This window comes from Duganella sp. GW821-FHT07G03, assembly GCF_059418605.1.
The window spans coordinates 267,134-287,502 of record NZ_JBWKQE010000001.1; the positions used below are offsets into that span (position 1 = coordinate 267,134).

Annotated in this window: 16 protein-coding genes; 8 read left to right on the forward strand and 8 right to left on the reverse strand. The window is 70.0% G+C overall.

The annotated features are described in order from the left end of the window. Positions 1–264: 264 nt before the first annotated feature. On the reverse strand, positions 265–969 hold the full coding sequence (locus AC07OK_RS01150) for a TetR/AcrR family transcriptional regulator (protein ID WP_494688582.1): 705 nt from the start codon (positions 967–969) through the stop codon (positions 265–267). A 52-nt stretch (positions 970–1,021) separates the two neighbouring features. Continuing rightward, positions 1,022–1,702 (reverse strand): TetR/AcrR family transcriptional regulator, encoded by a 681-nt coding sequence (locus AC07OK_RS01155; protein ID WP_494688583.1) that lies wholly within the window; start codon positions 1,700–1,702, stop codon positions 1,022–1,024. Positions 1,703–1,862: 160 nt separating this feature from the next. Here AC07OK_RS01155 and AC07OK_RS01160 point away from each other — a divergent pair, with 160 nt between their 5' ends. The 6 genes from AC07OK_RS01160 (at position 1,863) to AC07OK_RS01185 (ending at position 9,861) form a co-directional block, all read left to right on the forward strand. Then, positions 1,863–3,011, forward strand: coding sequence for a VOC family protein (locus AC07OK_RS01160; protein WP_494688584.1), 1,149 nt, complete (start codon positions 1,863–1,865; stop codon positions 3,009–3,011). Positions 3,012–3,050: 39 nt separating this feature from the next. Then, complete coding sequence (locus tag AC07OK_RS01165; protein ID WP_494688585.1) at positions 3,051–4,007, forward strand: fumarylacetoacetate hydrolase family protein; 957 nt, start codon at positions 3,051–3,053, stop codon at positions 4,005–4,007. Beyond that, positions 4,004–5,032, forward strand: a complete 1,029-nt coding sequence (locus AC07OK_RS01170; protein ID WP_494688586.1) for an alcohol dehydrogenase catalytic domain-containing protein — start codon at positions 4,004–4,006, stop codon at positions 5,030–5,032. The genes AC07OK_RS01165 and AC07OK_RS01170 overlap by 4 nt, the downstream gene beginning before the upstream one ends. A 31-nt stretch (positions 5,033–5,063) precedes the next feature. Beyond that, positions 5,064–7,007 carry an acyl-CoA synthetase gene (locus AC07OK_RS01175; protein ID WP_494688587.1) on the forward strand — a complete coding sequence of 648 codons (1,944 nt, stop codon included), beginning with the start codon at positions 5,064–5,066 and terminating at the stop codon, positions 7,005–7,007. Further along, the gene (locus AC07OK_RS01180) at positions 7,004–8,602 is read left to right on the forward strand and encodes a bifunctional 3-(3-hydroxy-phenyl)propionate/3-hydroxycinnamic acid hydroxylase (protein ID WP_494688588.1); all 1,599 of its coding nucleotides are present in this window, start codon (positions 7,004–7,006) and stop codon (positions 8,600–8,602) included. Before AC07OK_RS01175 ends, AC07OK_RS01180 begins: the two co-directional genes overlap by 4 nt. A 164-nt stretch (positions 8,603–8,766) precedes the next feature. Next, positions 8,767–9,861: a transporter gene (locus tag AC07OK_RS01185; RefSeq protein ID WP_494688589.1), complete on the forward strand. Its 1,095-nt coding sequence runs from the start codon at positions 8,767–8,769 to the stop codon at positions 9,859–9,861. A 16-nt stretch (positions 9,862–9,877) separates the two neighbouring features. On the opposite strand, the gene AC07OK_RS01190 is transcribed toward AC07OK_RS01185, so the two are convergent. Genes AC07OK_RS01190 through AC07OK_RS01210 form a run of 5 tightly spaced genes read right to left on the reverse strand, consistent with a single transcriptional unit; the run spans position 9,878 to position 16,593 of the window. Then, positions 9,878–10,984 carry an HD-GYP domain-containing protein gene (locus AC07OK_RS01190; protein ID WP_494688590.1) on the reverse strand — a complete coding sequence of 369 codons (1,107 nt, stop codon included), beginning with the start codon at positions 10,982–10,984 and terminating at the stop codon, positions 9,878–9,880. A gap of 12 nt (positions 10,985–10,996) precedes the next feature. After that, the gene (locus AC07OK_RS01195) at positions 10,997–13,375 is read right to left on the reverse strand and encodes an ATP-binding protein (RefSeq protein WP_494688591.1); all 2,379 of its coding nucleotides are present in this window, start codon (positions 13,373–13,375) and stop codon (positions 10,997–10,999) included. Further along, positions 13,372–14,985 carry a methyl-accepting chemotaxis protein gene (locus AC07OK_RS01200; RefSeq protein WP_494688592.1) on the reverse strand — a complete coding sequence of 538 codons (1,614 nt, stop codon included), beginning with the start codon at positions 14,983–14,985 and terminating at the stop codon, positions 13,372–13,374. The genes AC07OK_RS01195 and AC07OK_RS01200 overlap by 4 nt, the downstream gene beginning before the upstream one ends. Positions 14,986–15,027: 42 nt before the next feature. After that, positions 15,028–15,459 (reverse strand): phosphate ABC transporter substrate-binding protein, encoded by a 432-nt coding sequence (locus AC07OK_RS01205; protein WP_494688593.1) that lies wholly within the window; start codon positions 15,457–15,459, stop codon positions 15,028–15,030. Between the two features lie 12 nt (positions 15,460–15,471). Further along, entirely contained in the window at positions 15,472–16,593 is a 1,122-nt protein-coding gene (locus AC07OK_RS01210) for a hypothetical protein (protein ID WP_494688594.1), read from the reverse strand. A gap of 208 nt (positions 16,594–16,801) precedes the next feature. Here AC07OK_RS01210 and AC07OK_RS01215 point away from each other — a divergent pair, with 208 nt between their 5' ends. Beyond that, complete coding sequence (locus AC07OK_RS01215; protein WP_494688595.1) at positions 16,802–18,616, forward strand: AI-2E family transporter; 1,815 nt, start codon at positions 16,802–16,804, stop codon at positions 18,614–18,616. Positions 18,617–18,619: 3 nt separating this feature from the next. Next, entirely contained in the window at positions 18,620–18,973 is a 354-nt protein-coding gene (locus AC07OK_RS01220) for a cupin domain-containing protein (protein ID WP_494688596.1), read from the forward strand. Here AC07OK_RS01220 and AC07OK_RS01225 read toward each other — a convergent pair. Further along, complete coding sequence (locus tag AC07OK_RS01225; protein WP_494688597.1) at positions 18,914–20,314, reverse strand: diguanylate cyclase domain-containing protein; 1,401 nt, start codon at positions 20,312–20,314, stop codon at positions 18,914–18,916. The genes AC07OK_RS01220 and AC07OK_RS01225 overlap by 60 nt on opposite strands. Positions 20,315–20,369: the final 55 nt, after the last annotated feature.

The following is a 20,369-nucleotide window of genomic DNA, read 5'->3' on the forward strand; positions in this document are numbered from 1 at the left end:
CTCCTGTCGGGGGTCTGTGGCCCGCCCCAGCCGGGCGGAAAAGTATTTAGTAACGGCAATATATACCATAACGACGCAGTTGTCATTATGACGTTGTGTTCATTTTCAGTTTTGTTACAAATTTTTTTTGGCGCGCGCGCAAACGCGCCGGGCGCGGACGCGCCGACGGGACGGGGATGCAAGCGGATGGAGGTAAAGCGGTGCAGCCCGGGACGGGCTATTTGGAGGGAAGACGGGGTGGCGGCCGCCGGGGCCGCCGGGAGATCAGCTTTCGGCGGCCTGGGCCGCCACGCGTGCCTGCACGCGGGCCAGCAACGATTCGGCCGGGATGGCCAGGCGCGGCAGCGAAGCGGCCGTCAGCTTGACGGCATCGGCCGTGCTCATGCCCAGCGAGCGCAGCATGGCTTGCACCATCTGCTCGGGGTAATCCTTGGCGATACGGCCACTCGCCATGCGGTGCATCGCCACCAACACCGCGCCCTTGATGACGTCCACCGCCACCGTCAGCGCGGCGGCGTCGAACTGGCCCAGCTTCGCGCCCTCTTCCAGGTCGGGCGGCAGCACGTCGTACACCATGCTGTGCTCGCCGCCGACGCGCATGCCGGCGCCGGCCAGGAAGCGCGCCACCATGCGGTTGCCGCGCGCCATATGCAGATAGCAGCGGATCGCCGTGGCCACCCGCAGGCCGGGATCGGCGATGGTGCCGACCACGCTCTCGATCAGCTGCAACATTTCATTGCTGAGCTCTTCGCTGACGGCGGTCAGCAAGTCCTCGTTGGTGCGGAAATAATTGTAGAACGAACCTTGCGACACTTCCGCCGCCGCCACCACCTCGGGAATCACGCTGGCGCCCACGCCTTTTTGCGCAAAGACGATCAGCGCGCTCTCGATCAGGCGCTTGCGCATGCGCTCGCGCCGCTCGGCGGCTACGCGGGGACGGTGGTCGGTGGGATTGGGAGCGGCAGGCATGCTGGTTCTTCTCTACGGGCAGTTGGCATGCCCGCGATGATACCAGATCCAGCTAGGCCGGATCGTGCCCGGTCCGCAATAAGATGGCGCTGTCCGGCAAGGTCAGTTCCGGCAGCGGCAGCGCCACGATGCGCTGCGCCTCCGTGCCGTCCACCCCCAGTCCCTGCAACATCTGGCACACGCTCTGTTCCGGGTAGTCCGGCTGCAGGGTCTCGCAGGCCAGCGCGTAGGCCGCGCTCAGCACCACCCCCGCCACCAGGTCGATCGCCACGCGCGGCTGGATCTGGCGGAAGCGGTCGGCGGTGATGCCCTGCGCGATATCGCGCGACAGGAAACGCAGGCCCAGCAGGCTGCTGTTGGCGGTCGGGAACGGCAGGCGCGAGATGAAGGCGCCCAAGTGCGGGAAACGGGTGATCGCGTGCAGCTGCATGCGCGCGCCGCGCGCCACCCGCTCGGCCGGGTCGGCCAGCAGCTGCACCAGCGGATCGATGGCGCGTATCAGTTCGTTGTTCAGCTCGGCCGCCAGCGCCGCCAGCAATTCCTCGTTGGTGCGGAAGTAGTTGTAGAAGGAGCCGCGCGCCATGCCGGCATGCGCGATCACGTCGTCGATGACGGCATGCGGCCCCTTGCTGGAAAACACGTGCAGCGCGCTCTCCAGCAGCCGGGCGCGGGTCTTCTCGCGCCGTTCGGCCGCGACCCTGGTGCGGTGGTTGGGTATCTCTTCTGGATTCATAGTTGGCCTTGTGTGGCGCGGCAAATGCGGCGCCCGATCTCCCGATTATACGAAAATTTTGGTTGACATCAAAGTCATTCTGACGATAATGTCACTTTCAGACCATAACCGACCGCATAACAGGCCGCCACAGAGGCGACACTGTCCACAAGGAGACACGATGACTGGATCGAATCGCGCCGCGCTGCGCACCCCGCCGGCTTATCCGGAACACGCCCTGCCGCCGCAGGTGCGCAAGCTGGAGCGGCCGGCCGCGCTGGTCAAGGCGCAGGCGCTGGCCTTCCTGATGTTTGAAAAACCCGACCTCGACGCCTGTGCCGCCTTCCTCGGCGACTTCGGCATGCAGCCGGTGGCGCGCGACGGCGAGCAGCTGCTGATGCGCGGCGGCGACACCGCCTCCGGCATCTATCTGGCGCGGCGCGGCGCGCGCTCGCGCTACCTGGGCGCCGCCTTCCGCGTGGCCGGCGAAGCCGAACTGGCCACGCTGGAACGCCAGGCCGGCGCCCGCCGCCTGCTCGCCGGCGCGGTGCCAGGCGGCGGCAGCGGCGTCGAGCTGAGCGACCCGGCCGGCAACCTGCTGTGGCTGGTGTGCGGACAACAGCCGCTGGCGCCGCTGCCGCTGCCGCTGCGCGCGCCGCTGCATCCGCTGACCAACAGCGTCGGCCTGCTGCCGCGCATCAACGCCACCGTGCGGCCGCCGCTGGAGCCGGCCGCCATCGCCCGCATCGGCCACGTGGTGATGCAGACGGTCGACTTCGCCAACATGGCGCAGTGGTATATGCGCCACCTGGGCCTGATCCCCACCGACGTCCAGTACCTGGAGGACGGCTCGCCGACGCTGTGCTTCTTCCGCCTCGACCTGGGCGCGGCGCCGGCCGACCACCACAGCTTCGTGCTGGCCGGCGGCATCGAGGACAAGTACGAGCACAGCGCCTACGAGGTGGTCGACCTGGACGCGCTGGGCCAGGGCCACAACGTGCTGCGCGCCAACGGCCACCGCCATATGTGGGGCATCGGCCGCCACGTGCTGGGCAGCCAGCTGTTCGACTACTGGTACGACCCGGACGGCATGGAGTTCGAGCACTACACCGACGGCGACGTCTTCACCGCCGACCACCCCACCCACTACGTGCCGCTGGAACTGTCCGGCATCTGGGCCTGGGGCGACGACGTGCCGGCCTCGATGGGCGTGCGGCGCGACCTCGGCACGCTGCTCAAGGTGGCGCGCCTGCTATGGCAAGGCCGGCTGTCGATCGCCCGCCTCAAGCTGCTGGGCCGCGCCATGGGTCGTCCGCGTCCGTGGCTGTAAGCGCGCACGCATTTCTATTCCAAACAACAGGAGAACAATATGGCAATCACCGTGGTCCGCTTTCTGCACGAGGGCAACGCCATCTGGGGCGTGGTACACCAGCGCCGCATCGCGCCGCTGCCGCAGCACTACGCCAGCACGGCCGACTTCATCAACGAGGGCATGGAGGCCGCGCGCGCCAGCACGCCCAAACAGGCGCAACTGGAGCTCGACCAGGTGACCTTGCTGTCGCCCATCACCAGCGACCGCCAGTTCCTGTGCCAGGGCATCAACTACGCCAGCCATGTGCGCGAGTCCGGCATGGGTCCGGAGCGCATCGGCTTCAATACGCTGTTCACCAAGGCGTCGTCGTCGCTGGCGTCGGCGCACGACGACGTGGTGCGGCCGGCCCACGTGCGCCTGCTCGACTACGAGGTCGAGCTGGGCCTGGTGATGAAGCGTCCGCTGCGCGCCACGACCACCGTCGGCAGCGGCGAGCTGCACCACTGGCTGGCCGGCGTCACCATCGTCAACGACATCAGCGCGCGCGACGTGCAGCTGCCGCAGACCCAGTTCTACAAGGGCAAGAGCTACCGCACCTTCGGCCCGGCCGGCCCCTACCTGCTGCTGCTCGACGCCGAGGAATGGCTGCGCTGGCCGGAGCTGCGCATGCGGCTGGCGGTCAACGGCCAGACGCGCCAGGACAGCCTGTGCGGCGACATGATCTTCAAGCCGCACCAGACGCTGACCGAAATGTCCGGCCTGCACGACCTGGAACCGGGCGACCTGATCGCCACCGGCACCCCGGCCGGCTGCGCCGCGCGCGCGCCCGGCAAGCTGGTGATGTGGATCATGCAGCACCTGATGTCGGACGCCACCAAGTGGCGGCTGTTCATCAAGAAGGGCCTGGCCAATCCGGCCTACCTGCGGCCGGGCGACCTGGTCACCGCCAGCATCCGCACCGAAGACGGCCGGCTCGACCTGGGCGAGCAGCGCAACCGGGTGGTGGCGGTATGAGCACCACCTGCGTGGCCGCCACCATCGAACAATTCGGCGACGCCAGCCGGCTGCGGGTGCACGCGGCGCCGCTGCCGCAGCCGCGCCGCGGCCAGATCGTCGTGCGTGTGGCGGCCGCCGCCGTCAACCCGATCGACGTGCGGCGCCGCGCCGGCTACGGCCGCAAGCTGTTCGGCCTGATGGGCGCGGCGCGCCTGCCGCTGGTGCTGGGCAATGACTTCGCCGGCACGGTGTGCGCGGTCGGCCCCGGCGTGGCCGGCTGGCGCGAGGGCGACAAGGTGTTCGGCGCCAAGCCCCCTTCCCGCCTGGGCACGCACGCCAGCCATGTGGCGGTCGACGCGGCCCACGCACTGGCGCAGCCGGCCGGGGTCGCCGCCGCCCAGCTGGCCACGCTGCCGTACAACTTCCAGACCGTGTGCCGCGCGCTGGCCGACGCCGGCCTCACCCGCAGCAGCGCGCAGCGACGCAAGGTGCTGGTGCACGGCGGCTCGGGCCGGCTGGGCATGATCGCCATCGGCCTGCTCAAGCAACTGGGCGCGCACGTGACCGTGGTGGCCGGCGAGCGCGGCCTGGCCGACTGCCGCGCGGCCGGCGCCGACCTGGCGCTGGACCGGCAGCAGCATCCGCTGGCCTCGCTGCCGCCGCTGTTCGACGCCACGCTCAACTTCGCGCACTGGGACGACGATGCGGCGCTGCTGGGGCGGCTGGCGCCGGACGCGCTCGGCCACGCCACCACCGTGCATCCGCTGTTGGCGCAGATCGACCGCTACGGCGTGGTCGGCGGCGCGCTGGCGGCGCTGGCCGGCAAGCACCGCAGCGCCGCCGGCGTGCCGCCCGGCGGACGCTACGCCTGGACCGTGTTCCGGCCCGACGCCAACGCGCTGGACTGGCTGGCCGAGTACGCCGTCTGCCGGCCGCCGACGCCGATGCTGCAAGCCTATCGCATGGCCGACATCGCCAAGGCGCACGAGCATGTCGAACAACGCCGCCCCGGCCGCGTGGTGCTGCTGCCCAACAACCTCTAATTCAAAAAAAACCAACCTGGACGGAGACCCTATGACTGACCTCACCCCCGTTGCGGCGGCCCAGCCCGCCCGCATCCGCTCGCTGGACGAGCTGATCGCCTACGAGCAAACGCCGTGGCCCCAGCAACTGCCGGCCCGCAGCACCTACGAGCTGCTGCGCCAGGCCAGCGCGCGCCATCCCGAGCGCAGCGCGCTGCGCTTCGTGCTGACCGGCGCGGCCGACGCGCCGGAACACGCCATCGATTACCGCACCCTGCAGGAACAGGTGACGCGCGCCGCCAACGCCTTCCACCGCGCCGGCGTCACGCCCGGACAGGCGGTGACCTTGCTGCTGCCCAACCTGCCGGAAACCCACTACGCCCAGCTGGGCGCGCAGGCGGCCGGCATCGCCAGCCCGATCAATCCCATGCTGGACGTCGACCACATCGCCAGCATCGTCAACGCCACCGAAGCGACCGCGCTGGTGGCGCTGGCGCCGCTGCCCGACAGCGACATCTGGGCCAAGGCGGTGGCGGTGGCCGAGCGCTGCCCGTCGCTGCGCACCTTGTTCGTGGTCGGCCTGTCGCCGTATGTCGACGCCGCCACCGGCGCCGCGCTCGACGCGCTGTACCAGTCGGCCCCCAAGCCGCAACGCGCCGGCCTGCGCATCGTGCCGTTCGACGCCGCGCTGCGGGCCGAACCGTCGGAACGGCTGGTGTCCGGCCGCGTGATCGACGGCGGCGAGCGCTGCGCCTACTTCCACACCGGCGGCACCACCGGCCTGCCGAAGATCGCGGTCCACACCCACCTGAATGAAACCTTTGTCGCCTGCATGCTGGGCGTGCTGGAGCCGCAGCCGCACGTGGTGCTGTGCGGCCTGCCGCTGTTCCACGTCAACGGCGCCATGGTGACCGGACTGGCGGCCTTCCACGGCGGCTGGGAAGTGGTGATGCTGACGCCGCAGGGCTATCGCGGCAAAGACGTGCTGCCGCAGTTCTGGCGGCTGGTGGAGCGCTTCCGCGCCACCACCTTCAGCGGCGTGCCGACCATCTTCGCCGCGCTGGCCAACCTGCCGCGCGACGGCGTCGACCTGTCGTCGCTGCGGCATGCCTTCTGCGGCGCGGCGCCGCTGCCGGCCGAGGTGGCGCGCCGCTTCGAGGCGGCGGCCGGCATCCCGCTGTGCGAGGGCTACGGCCTGACCGAGGGCGCCTGCATCTCGACCGTCAATCCCACCGGCGGCGGCCACCGCGCCGGCAGCGTCGGGCTGCGCCTGCCGCACCAGGCCCTGCAGGCGTGGCGCATCGACGGCGCCGGCCTGGCCACGCGCGCCTGCGCCAGCGGCGAGGTCGGCGTGATCGGCATCGCCGGCCCGAACGTCTTCCCCGGCTACCTGAACTCCCACGACAACCAGGGCATCTGGCTGGCGCCCGGCTGGCTCAACACGGGCGACCTGGGCTACCTGGACCCCGACGGCTATCTGCACCTGACCGGCCGCGCCAAGGACCTGATCATCCGTGGCGGCCACAATATCGATCCGGTGATGATCGAGGATGCGCTGCTGCGCCATCCGGCGGTGGCGCAGGCGGCCGCCGTCGGCCAGCCGGACGAGCATGCCGGCGAGCTGCCGGTGGCCTATGTCACGCTGAAACCCGGCGCCGCCATTGCGCCGGAAGCATTGCTGGAAGCGGCACGCGCGCTGGTGGCCGAACGCGCCGCCGCGCCGGTCCGCATCGAAGTGCTGAGCCAGATCCCGCTGACCATCATCGGCAAGATCGCCAAGGCCGAGCTGCGCATGCGCGCCGCCGCCCATGTGTTCGGCCAGATGCTGGCGCAGCGTGGCATCGCCGCCGGCGTCCGGGTCCATGCCGACAGCCAGCGCGGCGCGGTCGCCACGATCGCGGTCGCCGCCCCGCAGGCCGAACAGGCGCGCGCCGCGCTGGCCCGCTTCGGCTACCCCATCGACATTGCGCCGCCGGGCGCAAAGGAGCAGCCATGAGCCGCGCCCAGACCGCCGCACTGCCGGCCTCGGTCGACGTGCTGCTGGTCGGCCTGGGGCCGGTCGGCGCCGCCGCCGCCAACCTGCTGGGCCGCTACGGCGTGCGCACGCTGGCGATCGACAAGGCCGCCGAGGTGTTCACCATGCCGCGCGCCATCGCGCTCGACAACGAGGCGCTGCGCATCCTGCAAATGGCCGGCATCGAGGAAGGCGCGTTCGCCATCCACGCCATCGCCAAGGTGCAGATGCATTCGCCGCTGTTCGGGGCCTACGCGCGCGCCAACACCGCCGGCGACCAGGACGGCCATCCGCGCCTGGTCACCTTCTACCAGCCGGAGCTGGAGCAGGTGCTGCGCAGCAGGCTGGCCCAATACGACTGCGTGCAGACCGCGCTGAGCACCGAACTGGTCGACTACGCCGAGACCGACAACGGCATCGCCGTCACGCTCAGGCAGGCCGACGGCACGCTGGCCACGGTGCGCACGCGCTACCTGGTCGGCGTGGACGGCGCCGGCTCGCCGGTGCGCCACCGCGCCGGCCTCGGCTTCGAAGGCAAGACCTTCAGCGAGGACTGGCTGGTGGTGGACGCCATCGGCGTGCCCGACCCGATCGACCACATCGAATTCATCTGCGACCCGCGCCGGCCGACGCCGCACATGGTGGCGCCCGGCGGCCGCCAGCGCTGGGAATTCAAGCTGGCGCCGGGCGAGACGCGCGAGCAGATGGAGCGGCCGGAACAGATCCGCGAACTGCTGGCGCCGTGGTGCGACACCGACCAAGTCACCGTCGAGCGCACCGCCGTGTACCGCTTCCACGCCCGCATCGTCGAGCGTTTCTCGCGCGGCCGCGTGTTCCTGGCCGGCGACGCCGCCCACATCACGCCGCCGTTCGTCGGCCAAGGCCTGGTGGCCGGCCTGCGCGACGTGGCCAACCTGAGCTGGAAGCTGGCGTGGGTGGTGCACGGCCGCGCCTCGCCGGACATCCTCGACAGCTACGACACCGAACGCCGCCCGCACGCCAAGTCGGTCATCCAGCTGGCGCTGTGGATGGGCCGCCTGGTCATGCCAGGCAACCGCCTGACCGCGCTGGGCGTACACGGCCTGATGACGCTGCTGCAACTGCTGCCGATGACGCGCGCCTGGTTCCAGGACCTGAAGATCAAGCCGGTCAACCGCTTTGCGCGCGGCCTGTTCCAGCGCGGCGCCGGACGCGCGCGGCTGGTGCGCGGCGGCCTGCTGCCGCAAGGCCTGGTGCGCAGCAGCCCCGACGCGGCCTGCCAGCCCAGCGACGACGTGCTGGGTCCGCACCTGAACCTGATCGGCTTCGGCTGCGACGCGCTGGCCGCGCTCAGCCCCGCCCTGCTGGCGCGCTGGCAACGCGCCGGCGGCCGCATCATGCAGCTGCGCCACCGCGGCCAGCTGCGCACGGCCGCCGATTCGTGGGAAGACATGAGCGACTGCCTGGTGCCGAACGCGGCGCCGGTCGGCTGGGTCGCCGTGGTGCGGCCGGACCGCACCGTGCTGCATGACGGCCCGCTGGAACAGATCGACACCGTCGTCGAGGCCGCGCTGGCCTTGCTGGGCATCGCCGGCTAAACCGTTTTACCCTCCCAGTCTCCATGGTAATTCCTTGCCATGGGGTTTTTGTCCCGCCGCAGCAACGCGGCGGGATTTTTTTCGCCCAAAGCATTGACACAATTCTCAGGATGACTACTATGTCAGTATAAAAATCATCGAAGCACACCACCAAGGAGACCAGCATGACCCGTTCGATCCCCCTCGCTCTTGCGGCAATATCGGCGTTTGCCGCCCTGGCCGGCGGCAGCGCCGGCGCGGCCGAAGGCTTCGAGCCGCGCTACAACATGGCCGGCAGCCTGGGCGGCGAACTGTTCGCCCCGCCCGACCAGGCCGGCTGGGCCGGCGTGCTGGCGGCCACCCGCATCCGCGTCGACCAGGTGACCGGCGACGACGGCCAGAAGCTCGGCCAGCCCATCCCGGGCGGCGTGGTGCCGCTGCCGGGCGCGCCGGCGGCGCTGTATCCATCCTACGGCGGCAACCGCGCCGTCATCGACGGCACCGGCACCTTCACCCGCTGGGACATGGTGCTGGCCTACCTGACCACCGACCGTTACGCGGGCGGCCGGCTGGCCTTCGTGCTGGACGTGCCGTATGCGCGCAAGCAGCAATCCATCGTGGCCAACGCCGCGACGCCGGCGCTGCAATGGAACCCGGCGGTGCCGGCCGCCACGCAGGCCGCCGTGCAGGGCCAGTTCGGCGCCCAGTACCAGGGCGCGCTGGCGGCCGAGAGCGCCAGCGCCACCGGCGAACTCAGCGGCATCGGCGATGTCGAGCTCCAGGCGGGCTGGCTGTATGCGGGGGAGCAATGGCGGGTGCTGGCGGGCGGCTCGGTGATCCTGCCGACCGGGAAGTATGACAGCGGCCCGGCGCCCGATATCGGCACCGGCCACTACACCACGCTGCGGCCGACGCTGCAACTGGGCTATCTGCCGACGCCGGAGGTGGCGGTGGCCGCCAAGCTGTCGCTGGGCCTGAACAGCCGCAACAGCGACAACCATCTGCGCAGCGGCAACTGGGCCGGACTGGAGCTGGCGGCCGGCTACAAGACGCCGGTCGGCGTGGTCGGCTGGCACGCGATCCACCTGCGCCAGTACCAGGACGACGACAACAATCCGCTCGGCGCCAGCCGCTTCCGCTCGACCAACACCGGCGCCTTCTTCACCACGAAGATAGCGCCCATCGACACGGTGGTGACCATCCAGTACATCAACACCACCGCCTCGCGCAACGCCAAGGCCGGCACCTTCACGCAGATCCGCCTGATCAAGCTGTGGTGAGCGGTCCGGCCGGCGTTCATTCGGCGTCCGCCAGCCGGGCCGCGACCTGCTCGAACTTCGGCAACAGCCGCAGGAAGGCGTCCACCACGGCCGGGTCGAAGTGAGCGCCGCGTCCCTGGACGATGATGGCGGCGGCCGCGCCGGCCGACATCGGCTCCTTGTACGGGCGGCGCGCCAACAGCGCGTCGAACACGTCGGCCACCGCCATCAGCCGCGCCGCCAGCGGGATGGCTACGCCCGCCAGGCCTTCCGGATAGCCGGAACCGTCCCATTTTTCGTGGTGGCTGCCGGCGATCTGCATGGCCACCGCCAGGAACTGGCCGCGCACGCCCATCTGGTCGCCGGCGCGGCGCAGGATGTCGTAGCCGCGCCGGGCGTGGGTCTGCATGACGGCCCACTCGGCCGGCTCGAACTTGCCGGGCTTGAGCAGGATGTGGTCGGGGATGGCGATCTTGCCGATGTCGTGCAGCGGCGCCGATTTGGCCATCATCTCGATGGTCTCCGGCGTCAGCTGCGCGGCGTCGCGCGGCTGGCCGGCCAGGTTGAGCGCCAGCAGGCGCACGTATTCCGAGGTGCGGCGCACGTGGTTGCCGGTGGTTTCGTCGCGGAACTCGGCCAGCGACACCATCACGTCGATGGCGGCGTCCTGCAGGTGGTGGATTTCCGCCAGCCGCTGCGTGACCTGCATTTGCAGCCAGTCGTTCTGGTCGTACAGGAAGTCCTGCCAGGCCTGGATCTCCAGCTGGGCCTTGACGCGCGCCGCCACGATGGGCGGGCTGATCGGCTTGTGGATGAAGTCGACCGCGCCCAGCGCCAGGCCGCGCTCCTCGTCCTCGATGCCGGTGCGCGCGGTCAGGAACATCACCGGCACCCGCGCCAGGCGCGCTTCGGCTTTCAGGCGGCGGCAGACTTCGTAGCCGTCCATCTCCGGCATCATCACGTCCAGCAGGATCAGGGCGGGCCGCTCGGCCAGCGCCAGTTCCAGCCCCTTGGCGCCGTTGTTGGCCAGCAGTACGCGGTACTTGTCGCGCAGCAGGCTGGACAGCAGGCTGAGATTGGAGGGGGTGTCGTCGACCACCAGCACGGTGGGGCGGGAGGTGGAAGCGTCGGTAATGGTGGTCATGGTTTCTCGCTTTCAGTGCGGACTGGCGCTGGCCAACTCGGCCAGCGCCCGATCAAATTCAAAATGGTCCAGTGCGGCGCCGACGCGGCGCGCCGCTTGCGCGCCCCACAGCGTGGCCGCCTCGGCCTGGCAGCTGTGCCAGAGGGCCAGCGCATCGCTGTCGCAGGCGCGCAGCAGCAGGCGCAAGCGCGCCAGCCAGCCGGGCGGCGCCGCGCGCGCCGGGCCGTAGTGGTGCGCCAGCAACGCGTACAGCCGGTCCGGCTCGACCGGCTTGCTGAGGTGGCCGTTCATGCCGGCCGCCGTGCAACGTTCGCGCTCCTGCTGCATGGCGTGCGCCGTCATGGCGATCACCGGCAGCGCGTGGTAACGGCGGTCCAGGCGCAGGCGACGGGTGGCCTCGTAGCCATCCATCACCGGCATTTGCAAGTCCATCAGCACGGCGTGGAAGTGCTCCGGCGGCGACGCCGCCAGCCGCTCCAGCGCGGCCTGCCCATGCTCGGCGATCTCGACCTGCACGCCGCGCTGCGCCATCAGCTCGGTCGCCAGCTGGCGGTTGACCGCGAGGTCCTCGACCAGCAGCACCCGCATGCCCTGCAAGTGCGGCCCGGCCGGCTGCGCCACCTGCTGCTCGCCCGGCGTACCGGTCAACACCCGCGGCGCCGCCACCGCGCCCGCCAGCAGCGGCAAGGGCGCGCCCGGTGCGCGCGCCTGGCGCAGCGTGAAGATGAAACTGGTGCCGACGCCGGGCACGCTTTCGGCCCAGATGCGCCCGCCCATCAGCTCCACCAGCTTGTGCGCGATCGCCAGCCCCAGGCCGGTGCCGCCGTATTTGCGGGTGGTCGAACCGTCGGCCTGGCTGAACTCCCGGAACAGCCGCGCCAGCTGCGCGCGGTCCATGCCGATGCCGGTGTCGCTCAGCACGAAGCGCAGGTCCACGCCTTGCGCGTCGCGTCGCTCGACCTGCACCGACAGCCGCACCGAGCCGCGCTCGGTGAACTTGATGGCGTTGGCCAGCAGATTGGTCAGCACCTGCCCCAGCCGCATGGCGTCGCCGGCCAGCATGCCGTCGGCGCCCAGCAGTTCGGGATCGGCCAGGTCCAGCACCAGCTCCAGCTGCTTGTGCTGGGCCGGCAGCTGCACCAGCGCCAGCGCGTTGCCGACCACCTGCTCCAGCCGGAACGGCGCGCAGTCGAGCTCCATCTTGCCCGCCTCCACCTTGGAGAAGTCCAGGATGTTGTTGATGATGCCCAGCAGCGCGGTGGCGGCGTGGTTGGCCTTGTCCACGTAGTCGCGCTGGCGCGGCGTCAGCTCGGTGCCCAGCGCCAGGTAGGTCATGCCGATGATGGCGTTCATCGGGGTGCGGATCTCATGGCTCATATTCGCCAGGAACATCGACTTGGCGCGCGTGGCGTCCTCGGAATGCTGGCGCGCCTGTTCCAGCGCCTCTTGGGCGGCGGCCCGTTGGTGCAGGTCGCGTTCGATCGACTGCGCCATGCCGTTGAAGGTGCGGCCCAGCGCCACCAGCTCCTGCGCGCCGAAGCGGTGGTCCACCGGGCCGCCGCCGGCCGCGCCGACGCGGGTGGCGTAATTGCCCGCCGCCAGCGCGTTGGCGGCCGAGGACAGCCGGCGCAACGGCCGCAGCACCTGGTGCTGCATCACCCGCGTGGCCAGCAGCACCAGCGCGATACTGCCCAGCAGACAGGCCAGCGTGGCTTCGATCAGCCAGTGCAGCTGGTCTTGCGCGGCCTGCACTTCGGCGTCGGTGCGGCGCTCGGTGCTGGCGGCCAGCGCGGCCACGGCCTGCGCCAACTCGGCCTGCAAGCGGTTGTACTGTTCGCTGTGCAGCAGCGCGCCGGCCTGGGCCGGATGCGCCGCACCCTCGCGGCGGGCGCCATCGGCCGCCAGGCCCTGGGCCGCGTCGAAGGCTTGCTTCTCGATCTGGCGCAGCGCCTCGGTGGTGGCCATGACGCGCGTCAGCCCGGCGAATTCGTCGGCGCCGAAGCCCAGCTCGCGCATGCGGGCCCGCACCGAACGGCGCACGCCGCCGGCTGGCAACCGGTGCTCGCGGCGGCCGGCGATCACTTCCTTCCAGTAGGTGGCGGGCTGGAAATGCTCGGGCGCGGCCTTGTCGCCGTCGCGGATCGCCAGGATGTCGCAGTAGTAGCCCAGGTAACGCTTGTGGCCGGTCGCGGCGTAGCTGCGCGCCAGGCTGGCCAGTTGTTCCGCCTCCTGCTGGAGCTCGGCGGTCAGGCCCTGCGCCAGCTGGCGCTGTTGCTGGGCGCGCAGCGCCTGGGTGTGGGCGCGCTGGATCAGCACCACCAGCACCACGTTGAGCAGTACCGCCAGCAGCGCGGTGATGGACAGGATCAGCCAGACCCGGCGCAGCTTCATCGCTGCCCCGCCAGCCGAGCTTGCGGCAGCGCGGCGGCCAGGCGGTGTGGCGGCGCGGCCCGCGGCCGTTGCGGCGCGGCGTCGGCGTTGCGACCACGGGTCAGCTTGAAGATGGCCAGGCTGTCGCTCAGGCAGCCGGTCTGCTGCTCCAGCGAGGCGGCCGCGGCGGCGGCCTGTTCGACCAGCGCGGCGTTCTGCTGCGTCATCGCCTCGGTCTGGCGGATGGCGTGGTCGACCTGCTCGATGCCCTCGCGCTGCAGCAGGCTGGCGGCGGCGATCTGGCCCATGATGGCGGTCACCCGCGTGACCGAGCCGACCACCTCCTCCATGGTCTGGCCGGCCTGGTTGACCAGCCGCGCGCCGGCGTCGACCCGCTCGACCGAGGCCAGGATCAGCTCCTTGATCTGCTTGGCCGATTCGGCGCTGCGGCGCGCCAGGCCGCGCACCTCGGTGGCGACCACGGCGAATCCCCGCCCCTGCTCGCCGGCACGCGCCGCCTCCACCGCCGCGTTCAGCGCCAGCAGATTGGTCTGGAAGGCGATGCTGTCGATCACGCCGATGATGTCGGCGATGCGGCTGGCCGAGGCGTGGATCGCGTGCATGGTCGACACCACTTCGGCCACCACCGCGCCGCCGCGATGGGCGACGTCGGAGGTGCCCAGCACCAGCTGGTTGGCGTGGCGCGCATGGTCGTCGTTCAGCGCCACGGTGTTGGTCAGCGCCAGCATGGCGCTGGCGGTCTGCTCCTGGCGGCTGGCCTGCTGCTCGGTGCGCGCCGACAGGTCGGCGTTGCCGGCCGCGATCTCGGCGCCGGCCAGCTCGATCGCCGCCGACGCCGCCTTGACCTCGCCGACGATGCTGGCCAACCGGCCCTGCATGGCCTTGAGCGCGGCCAGGATGCTGGCGTGGTCGCCGGCCGCCGTCTCGATCGGCATGGCCAGGTCGCCGGCCGCGACCGCGCGGGCGATGGCGCAGGCGTACTCCGGCTCGCCGCCCAGCTGCTGCCAGATCGAGCGCACCACGAAGTGCGACGCCAGGCCCAGGCTCAGGATCACCAGCGCCGCCACCGCGACGCTGGTGCCCAGCACGCGCTGCACGCTGTCGCCGCCACGGGCGATGCCGGCCTGGAACTGGCGCTGTGCCTGGGTGCCGGCCCGCGCCAGGTCGGTCTGCAGCGTGGCCAGGTTCTGCTGCATCGCCTGGATGGCGTCGCCCGGTTCGCCCTGCTCCACCTCGAGCATGATGCGCGCCACCCGCATGGCCGGGCCATAGTAGGCCTCGGCTTCGCGCGCGATGCGGGCGGCCTGCGCCGCCTGGCCCGGTATCGCGCCCAGCGCCTTGCTGCCCGCGAGGATCTGGCGCTGCTGCTCGGCCAGCGCGGCCAGGCGCTTGGTGTCGCCTTCGGTGACGGCGTCCTTGAAGCCGCCGCTGAGTTCGTCGACCTGCTGCGCCAGCGCCTTGACCTGGTCCAGCAGCGGATAGTCGACTTGCGCGGTGGCGTTGATGGAGGCGATGGCGCCGGTGGTGAAATACATCGTCACCGCCAGGCCGATGCCAAACAGCACGGCGGCGATGATGGGCACGGCCCAGATTCTGCGTTTGATACTCATGTCGCGGGTTCCTTTGAGCGAGGGGTCGGGGGCTGGGGCGCGTCAGTGCACCGCCAGCACCACCTTGACGCTGGCGTCAACCGCGCCGCGTTCGATATAGCCGATGAAGCTGGGACTGTCGGCCACCAGCTTGCGCACGGCGGCGCTGTCGCCCGCCTCCTTGGGCGGCCGGCCCTTGCCGGTGAAGATGATCTTGGCCCAGTAAGCCTTCACCTGGGACGACGATTTGCCCACGGTCTTGCCGTAGAACTCTTCGCGCGGCGCGCCGTCGCCCTGGTCCAGCGGCACGGCCTGGCCGCCGCCGGGGAAGCTGGCGGCATTGCCGAGGAAGATGTCGCTGACCTGGGACGCCGTCAGCTGGCCGCAGGGATTCTTGGCCGACACCACGACCACCACGTCGGCGCGCGCGGCCATGGCGGCCAGCGACAGCGCCAGCCCGGTGGCGGCGCGGCGGAATTGAGACTGGATCTTCATCTGCGTTTTCCTTTAGTAGACGAAGTCCAGCGCCAGGCTGACCACGTTGTAGGCGACGCCGGGACGGAAACCCGGCTGGAAGTTGACCAGGGTACCGACCGAGCCGGCGTCCGGCGTGTTGCGGTCGTATTGCAGCTTGATATCGGCGTTCTTGCTGACATCCCAGCGCAGCCCGACGTTACGGCCGCGCTGGCCGATGCCGACCGTCGACTGCGCCAGGCCCAGCGCGTGCAGCTCCGGATAGGCCTGCTTGCGCCAGTTGATGCCGGCATACGGCGTCCAGGCGCCGAAGCGCGCGCCGGCGCCCACGTACCAGCTCGGGATGGCGTGCGCGTCCTGGCCGGAAATGCGGGCCCACTCGCTGGTGACGAACCAGGCGCCCGGATCGAAGCTGGCGCCGGCCGAGTTGACCCGGTATGGCTGGTCGACCAGGCCGATCGCGGCGGAACTCAGCTTGGCGTCGAAGTGCGACAGTTGCAAGGTCAGGTCGCCGTAGTTGACGGTGTCGGCCAGGCCGCGCATGTGGCGTGCCTTTTCGCGGTAGCCGCCGGCGCTGCCGTTCGGATAGGTGGAGTTGTTGCGGCCGACGTAGGCCACCACCGTGTTGCGCAACTCGCCCGACTGCACGCTCCAGGTCAGGTCGGCGCCGTCGTTGCTGGTCATCGCCAGCGCGTTGTAGACGGCGTTCGGCGTGCGCACCCACGGCAGCGTGTAGCCGACCTTGCGGGTGTTGGACATCAGGAAGGTCGGCAAGGCGATGCGGCCGACCCGCACGCTGAACGCCGGCGTGAAGGCGTAGCGCACATTGGCCCATTCCAGCGCCGGCGTGTAGCTATTGTCCCAGCGCTGCTCGGCCACCACCTGCACCACGGCCGACCAGTGGCTGTCGATTTCGGCCGAGACCTGGCCGCCGAGGCGGCTGTCCACGTCCGGCGACCAGCTGCGGGTGTGGCCGGCGCCGTTGGGCTGGAAGTTGCTGGCGGTGTAGTCGGCGTGCTGCTCGCTCGACCGGGTCATGCCCAGCGTGCCGTAGCCGCTGAACGAAAAAATGGAGGGGGTGGCATCGGCCGCCGTCGCGGCGGCGGTGTGCAGGACCAGCGCGGCAAGCGCGGCGCCACGGAGTGAAGACGACATACAGTTTCCTTTCGGTTGACAAGATGGCAGGTAATACAACAGCTGCCAGCAATGACCAGGGCAACCGTTCCGTGAGTTCATAATGATTATATCGTCACTCTGACAATTGAGTCAATTTAAATAAGACTCGACCGAGATTTTAATAATGACACATAAGTCACTATGATATAGTGTCGGCATTCCTCCCTTACTCCATGCCGCTCCGACCATGCATACGCCCTCCCGCCTGAGTTCCACTCCCATCCTGTGCGGCGCCTGCGTGCTGGCCGTGCTCCACCTGGGGCGCGACTTCCTGCAACCGATCGCGCTGGCCTCCATCCTCAGCCTGATCGTGGCGCCGCTGGTGCGCCGCCTCGGCCGTCTGGGCCTGGGGCGCGCGCCGACCGTGCTGGCGGCGCTGCTGCTGGCCAGCGCCTGCGTGGCCGGCACCGGCGCCATCCTGGTGGCGCAGCTGGCCAGCGTCACCGCCGAACTGCCGCAATACCGCGCGGCCATCCAGCGCAAGGTCGATACGCTGCACGAACTGGCGGCCCGCCCGTTCGCCCGGGTCGAGGCGGAAATGCACCTGATGCAGCCGCCGGCCGACGCGGCGGCCGCGCCGCAAGCCGTGGACAGCGCCGGCGCCGCCCGTCCTGCCTCGGGCGACGTGCTGGCGCATTTCCTGACGCTGGCGCGCACCGCCATCGGCGAGGCCGGCATGGTGCTGGTGCTGCTGGTGTTCATCCTGTGGGAGCGCGAGTCGCTGCAGGACCGGCTGATCCGGCTCACCGGCCAGGGTGAAGTCAGCCGCACGATCCGGGCGCTGGCCGACGCCGCGCAGGGCGTGTCGCGCTTCTTCCTGTCGCAGTTCATCGTCAACGCCTGCTTCGGCCTGGCCACCGGCGTGGCGCTGGCGGCGGCCGGCATTCCGCACGCGCTGCTGTGGGGCATACTGGGCGCCACGCTGCGCTTCATTCCGTATGTGGGCGTGCTGGCCGCCGGCGCCGCCATCATGGTGTTCGTGGCGGCGATCGATCCGGGCTGGAGCCTGACGCTGTCGTGCATGGTGATGTTCGGCGTGCTGGAGCTGGTGGTGGCCCATGTGGTCGAGCCCAAGGTCTACGGCCATAGCACCGGCCTGTCGCCGTTGGCGGTGGTGATCTCGGCGCTGTTCTGGGGCAGTTTGTGGGGACCGGTCGGCCTGCTGATCTCGACACCGCTGACGGTGTGCCTGGTGGTCGCCGGGCGGCATGTGCGGGCGCTGGAGCCCCTGTCGGTATTGCTGGGCGAGAGCCCGAACGTGACCGCCGCGCAGCGCTTCTTCCAGCGCGCGCTGTCCGGCGACACCGACGCCATCATCCGCGACGCCGGCGCCTTCCTGCAGCGCGGCAGCTTTGTGCGCTATTGCGATCACGTGCTGCTGCCCGGCCTGGCGCTGGCCGCCGCCGAATGGCGCGCGGGCCAGATCGACGCCGCCCAGCAGGGAAGGATCCGCAGCACCGTGGCCGATGTGGCGGAGACGCTGGCGCCGGCAGTGGCCGCACCGGCGGCGAAGCGGCGGCGCCACCGGGTGTCGCTGCTCGATGCCAATGTCGGCACCCACTTGCGCCAGCTGCGCGAGGCCCGCACGGGGCGCTGGCAAGGCTCGCTCGACGTGCCGCTCGGCTCCATCGTGCTGTGCACCGGCCTGGCTTCGGAACGCGACGACCTGGTGAGCGAGTTGCTGGCGCGCGCCTTGCGCGAGACCGGCATCGACGCCCGCAGCGTCGCCCTGCCCCTGCCTTACGAGGAGCATGCGCCGGACAAGGCGGCCCTGATTTCCACGGTGTTCATTCCCTACCCGCTGCAGGAACAGCTGGAGGCATGGCTGGCGGCGGTGGCGGCGGTGCGCGGCTTGCTGCCGCAGGCATTGCTGGTGACGACCCGGCCGCCGCCGGACGAGTGCGCGGTCCACCTGGCGGCGGTGCAGCCGCACATGGACATGGTGCTGCGTTCCTTCGAGGAGGGGCTGGCCTTCGTCGTTCCCCGCAAAGCTGCCGCCTGATACATGGCTGCTTCCCGCTTCATTCACGACGAACGTCCGTTGCAGCTGGGCGGCGGCCTGCCCGGCTGCCGGCGCGAAGGGCAAATCTGCCTGCTACGGCCCGACCGGGAGCTTGGATGGATACCGCCGGGTGTTTCCCATGCGGCGGCCACGGCTTGGCCGCTATCCGGAACGATTGTTTATTTAAGGCCGGACCTGTGCGATGCCCTGCCGCGCCACGCGCTCGTGTTCAAGCCGGGAAAAATACTGAACGCGGTACTGGATAGAATCTGCGGATGGGGAGAGGTTCCCGCCGCCTTATCGGGGCCGCAGCAACGCCTGCTCGCGCTGCTGATCGACGAACTCGCGTCGGCCTAGATCGGAATGCTCTTCACTTTGCTTGGCTGCGTACATGGCCTGGTCGGCGTAGCGCATCAACTGCTCGATGTCGACGCCATGCTCGGGATAGTGCGCGACGCCGACGCTGGCGGTGATCGCCAAGCCGAGACCGGTGGCCAACAACATCGGCGCCGCCAGCACCTGGTGGATCTTGTTCACGATTTGCAAGGCGTCGTCGGCCACCAGCACTTCTTCCACGATGACGACGAACTCGTCCCCGCCCAGCCGCGCCACGGTGTCGGATTCGCGCACGCAATGCTTGAGCCGGTGCGCCACTTCGCGCAACAGCAGGTCGCCGCAGGCATGGCCGTGTTGGTCGTTGACCTGCTTGAACTTGTTCAGGTCGATGAACAGCAAGGCCAGCCGGCCCTGGTGACGCTGGGCGCGCGCCACCGCCATCTGCAAGCGGTCGAGGAACAGCCGGCGATTGGGCAACTGGGTCAGCTCATCATGCTGGGCCATGAAGCGCAGACGGGAATGCAGCTGCTTGCGCTGGATCGCCGTCGCCACCTGGTGGGAGACGAACATCAACAACTCCTGGTCCTGGTCGGTGTAGCCGGACTGGTCCGGCTCGTCGCCGCTTTGCAGCATCAGCACGCCGATGCGGCCCTGGCTGGTCGTCAGCGGCACGCCCAGCCAGCAATCCGGCCGCGTGCCGTGCGCCTGCAAGGCCGGCGGCAGCGCGGCCGCCGTGGCGGGCGTCAGCAATACCGCTTGTCCGCTGCGCAGCACTTCCTCCCCCAGCCAGCACGCCAGCGGATGCGGCGCGCTGCCACCATGGGCGTTGACGTGATAGGAAAACTCCACGCACCCGCCCTTGTCGTTCCGTAGCGCGACCGCGAATCCCGGCGCCGGCAGCATGGCGCCGATAATCTGGTGGATGTGCTCGAACAAGGCCGGCAAGTCGTCGCTGGCGTGCGCGGCCTCGGAGATCGCATACAGCGCGGACTGCATCGTTTCCGCCTGCTTGGTGGCCGTGATATCGCGCGCCACGGCCACGCGCAGCTGGTCGCTCTCGGACCAGCGCGCCGACCACATGATGTGGACGATCTTGCCATCCTTGCGCACGTAGCGGTTTTCAAAGCGGGAGGTGGGCTGGCCGTCCATGATGGCGCGCGCCGCCGCCAGGGTGCGCTCGCGGTCGGCCGGCGCCACCAGGTTGATCATCTGCATGCCGATCATTTCCTGGGGAGCGTAGCCGAAGATACGCTCGCAGGCGGCGCTGACGAACACGAAGCGACCCTCGGCATCGACCATGCAGACGGCGTCCATCAGCAGGTCGGTGAAACGGGCTATCGTGGCGGCAGTCGATTTATGCATATCGGCCAATTCTAGCTCCGAATGCCCGTGCCTAGGCGCTCCCCTGCCGATTGTG

Excerpts from the sequence above, each read along its gene's own strand:
- AC07OK_RS01225 (WP_494688597.1), bottom strand. The coding sequence starts at position 20,314 with ATGCATAAATCGACTGCCGCCACGATAGCCCGTTTCACCGACCTGCTG.
- AC07OK_RS01195 (WP_494688591.1), bottom strand. The coding sequence starts at position 13,375 with ATGAAGCTGCGCCGGGTCTGGCTGATCCTGTCCATCACCGCGCTGCTG.
- AC07OK_RS01185 (WP_494688589.1), top strand. The coding sequence starts at position 8,767 with ATGACCCGTTCGATCCCCCTCGCTCTTGCGGCAATATCGGCGTTTGCC.
- AC07OK_RS01180 (WP_494688588.1), top strand. The coding sequence starts at position 7,004 with ATGAGCCGCGCCCAGACCGCCGCACTGCCGGCCTCGGTCGACGTGCTG.
- AC07OK_RS01160 (WP_494688584.1), top strand. The coding sequence starts at position 1,863 with ATGACTGGATCGAATCGCGCCGCGCTGCGCACCCCGCCGGCTTATCCG.
- AC07OK_RS01190 (WP_494688590.1), bottom strand. The coding sequence starts at position 10,984 with ATGACCACCATTACCGACGCTTCCACCTCCCGCCCCACCGTGCTGGTG.
- AC07OK_RS01220 (WP_494688596.1), top strand. The coding sequence starts at position 18,620 with ATGGCTGCTTCCCGCTTCATTCACGACGAACGTCCGTTGCAGCTGGGC.
- AC07OK_RS01155 (WP_494688583.1), bottom strand. The coding sequence starts at position 1,702 with ATGAATCCAGAAGAGATACCCAACCACCGCACCAGGGTCGCGGCCGAA.
- AC07OK_RS01200 (WP_494688592.1), bottom strand. The coding sequence starts at position 14,985 with ATGAGTATCAAACGCAGAATCTGGGCCGTGCCCATCATCGCCGCCGTG.
- AC07OK_RS01165 (WP_494688585.1), top strand. The coding sequence starts at position 3,051 with ATGGCAATCACCGTGGTCCGCTTTCTGCACGAGGGCAACGCCATCTGG.
- AC07OK_RS01215 (WP_494688595.1), top strand. The coding sequence starts at position 16,802 with ATGCATACGCCCTCCCGCCTGAGTTCCACTCCCATCCTGTGCGGCGCC.
- AC07OK_RS01175 (WP_494688587.1), top strand. The coding sequence starts at position 5,064 with ATGACTGACCTCACCCCCGTTGCGGCGGCCCAGCCCGCCCGCATCCGC.
- AC07OK_RS01210 (WP_494688594.1), bottom strand. The coding sequence starts at position 16,593 with ATGTCGTCTTCACTCCGTGGCGCCGCGCTTGCCGCGCTGGTCCTGCAC.
- AC07OK_RS01150 (WP_494688582.1), bottom strand. The coding sequence starts at position 969 with ATGCCTGCCGCTCCCAATCCCACCGACCACCGTCCCCGCGTAGCCGCC.
- AC07OK_RS01205 (WP_494688593.1), bottom strand. The coding sequence starts at position 15,459 with ATGAAGATCCAGTCTCAATTCCGCCGCGCCGCCACCGGGCTGGCGCTG.
- AC07OK_RS01170 (WP_494688586.1), top strand. The coding sequence starts at position 4,004 with ATGAGCACCACCTGCGTGGCCGCCACCATCGAACAATTCGGCGACGCC.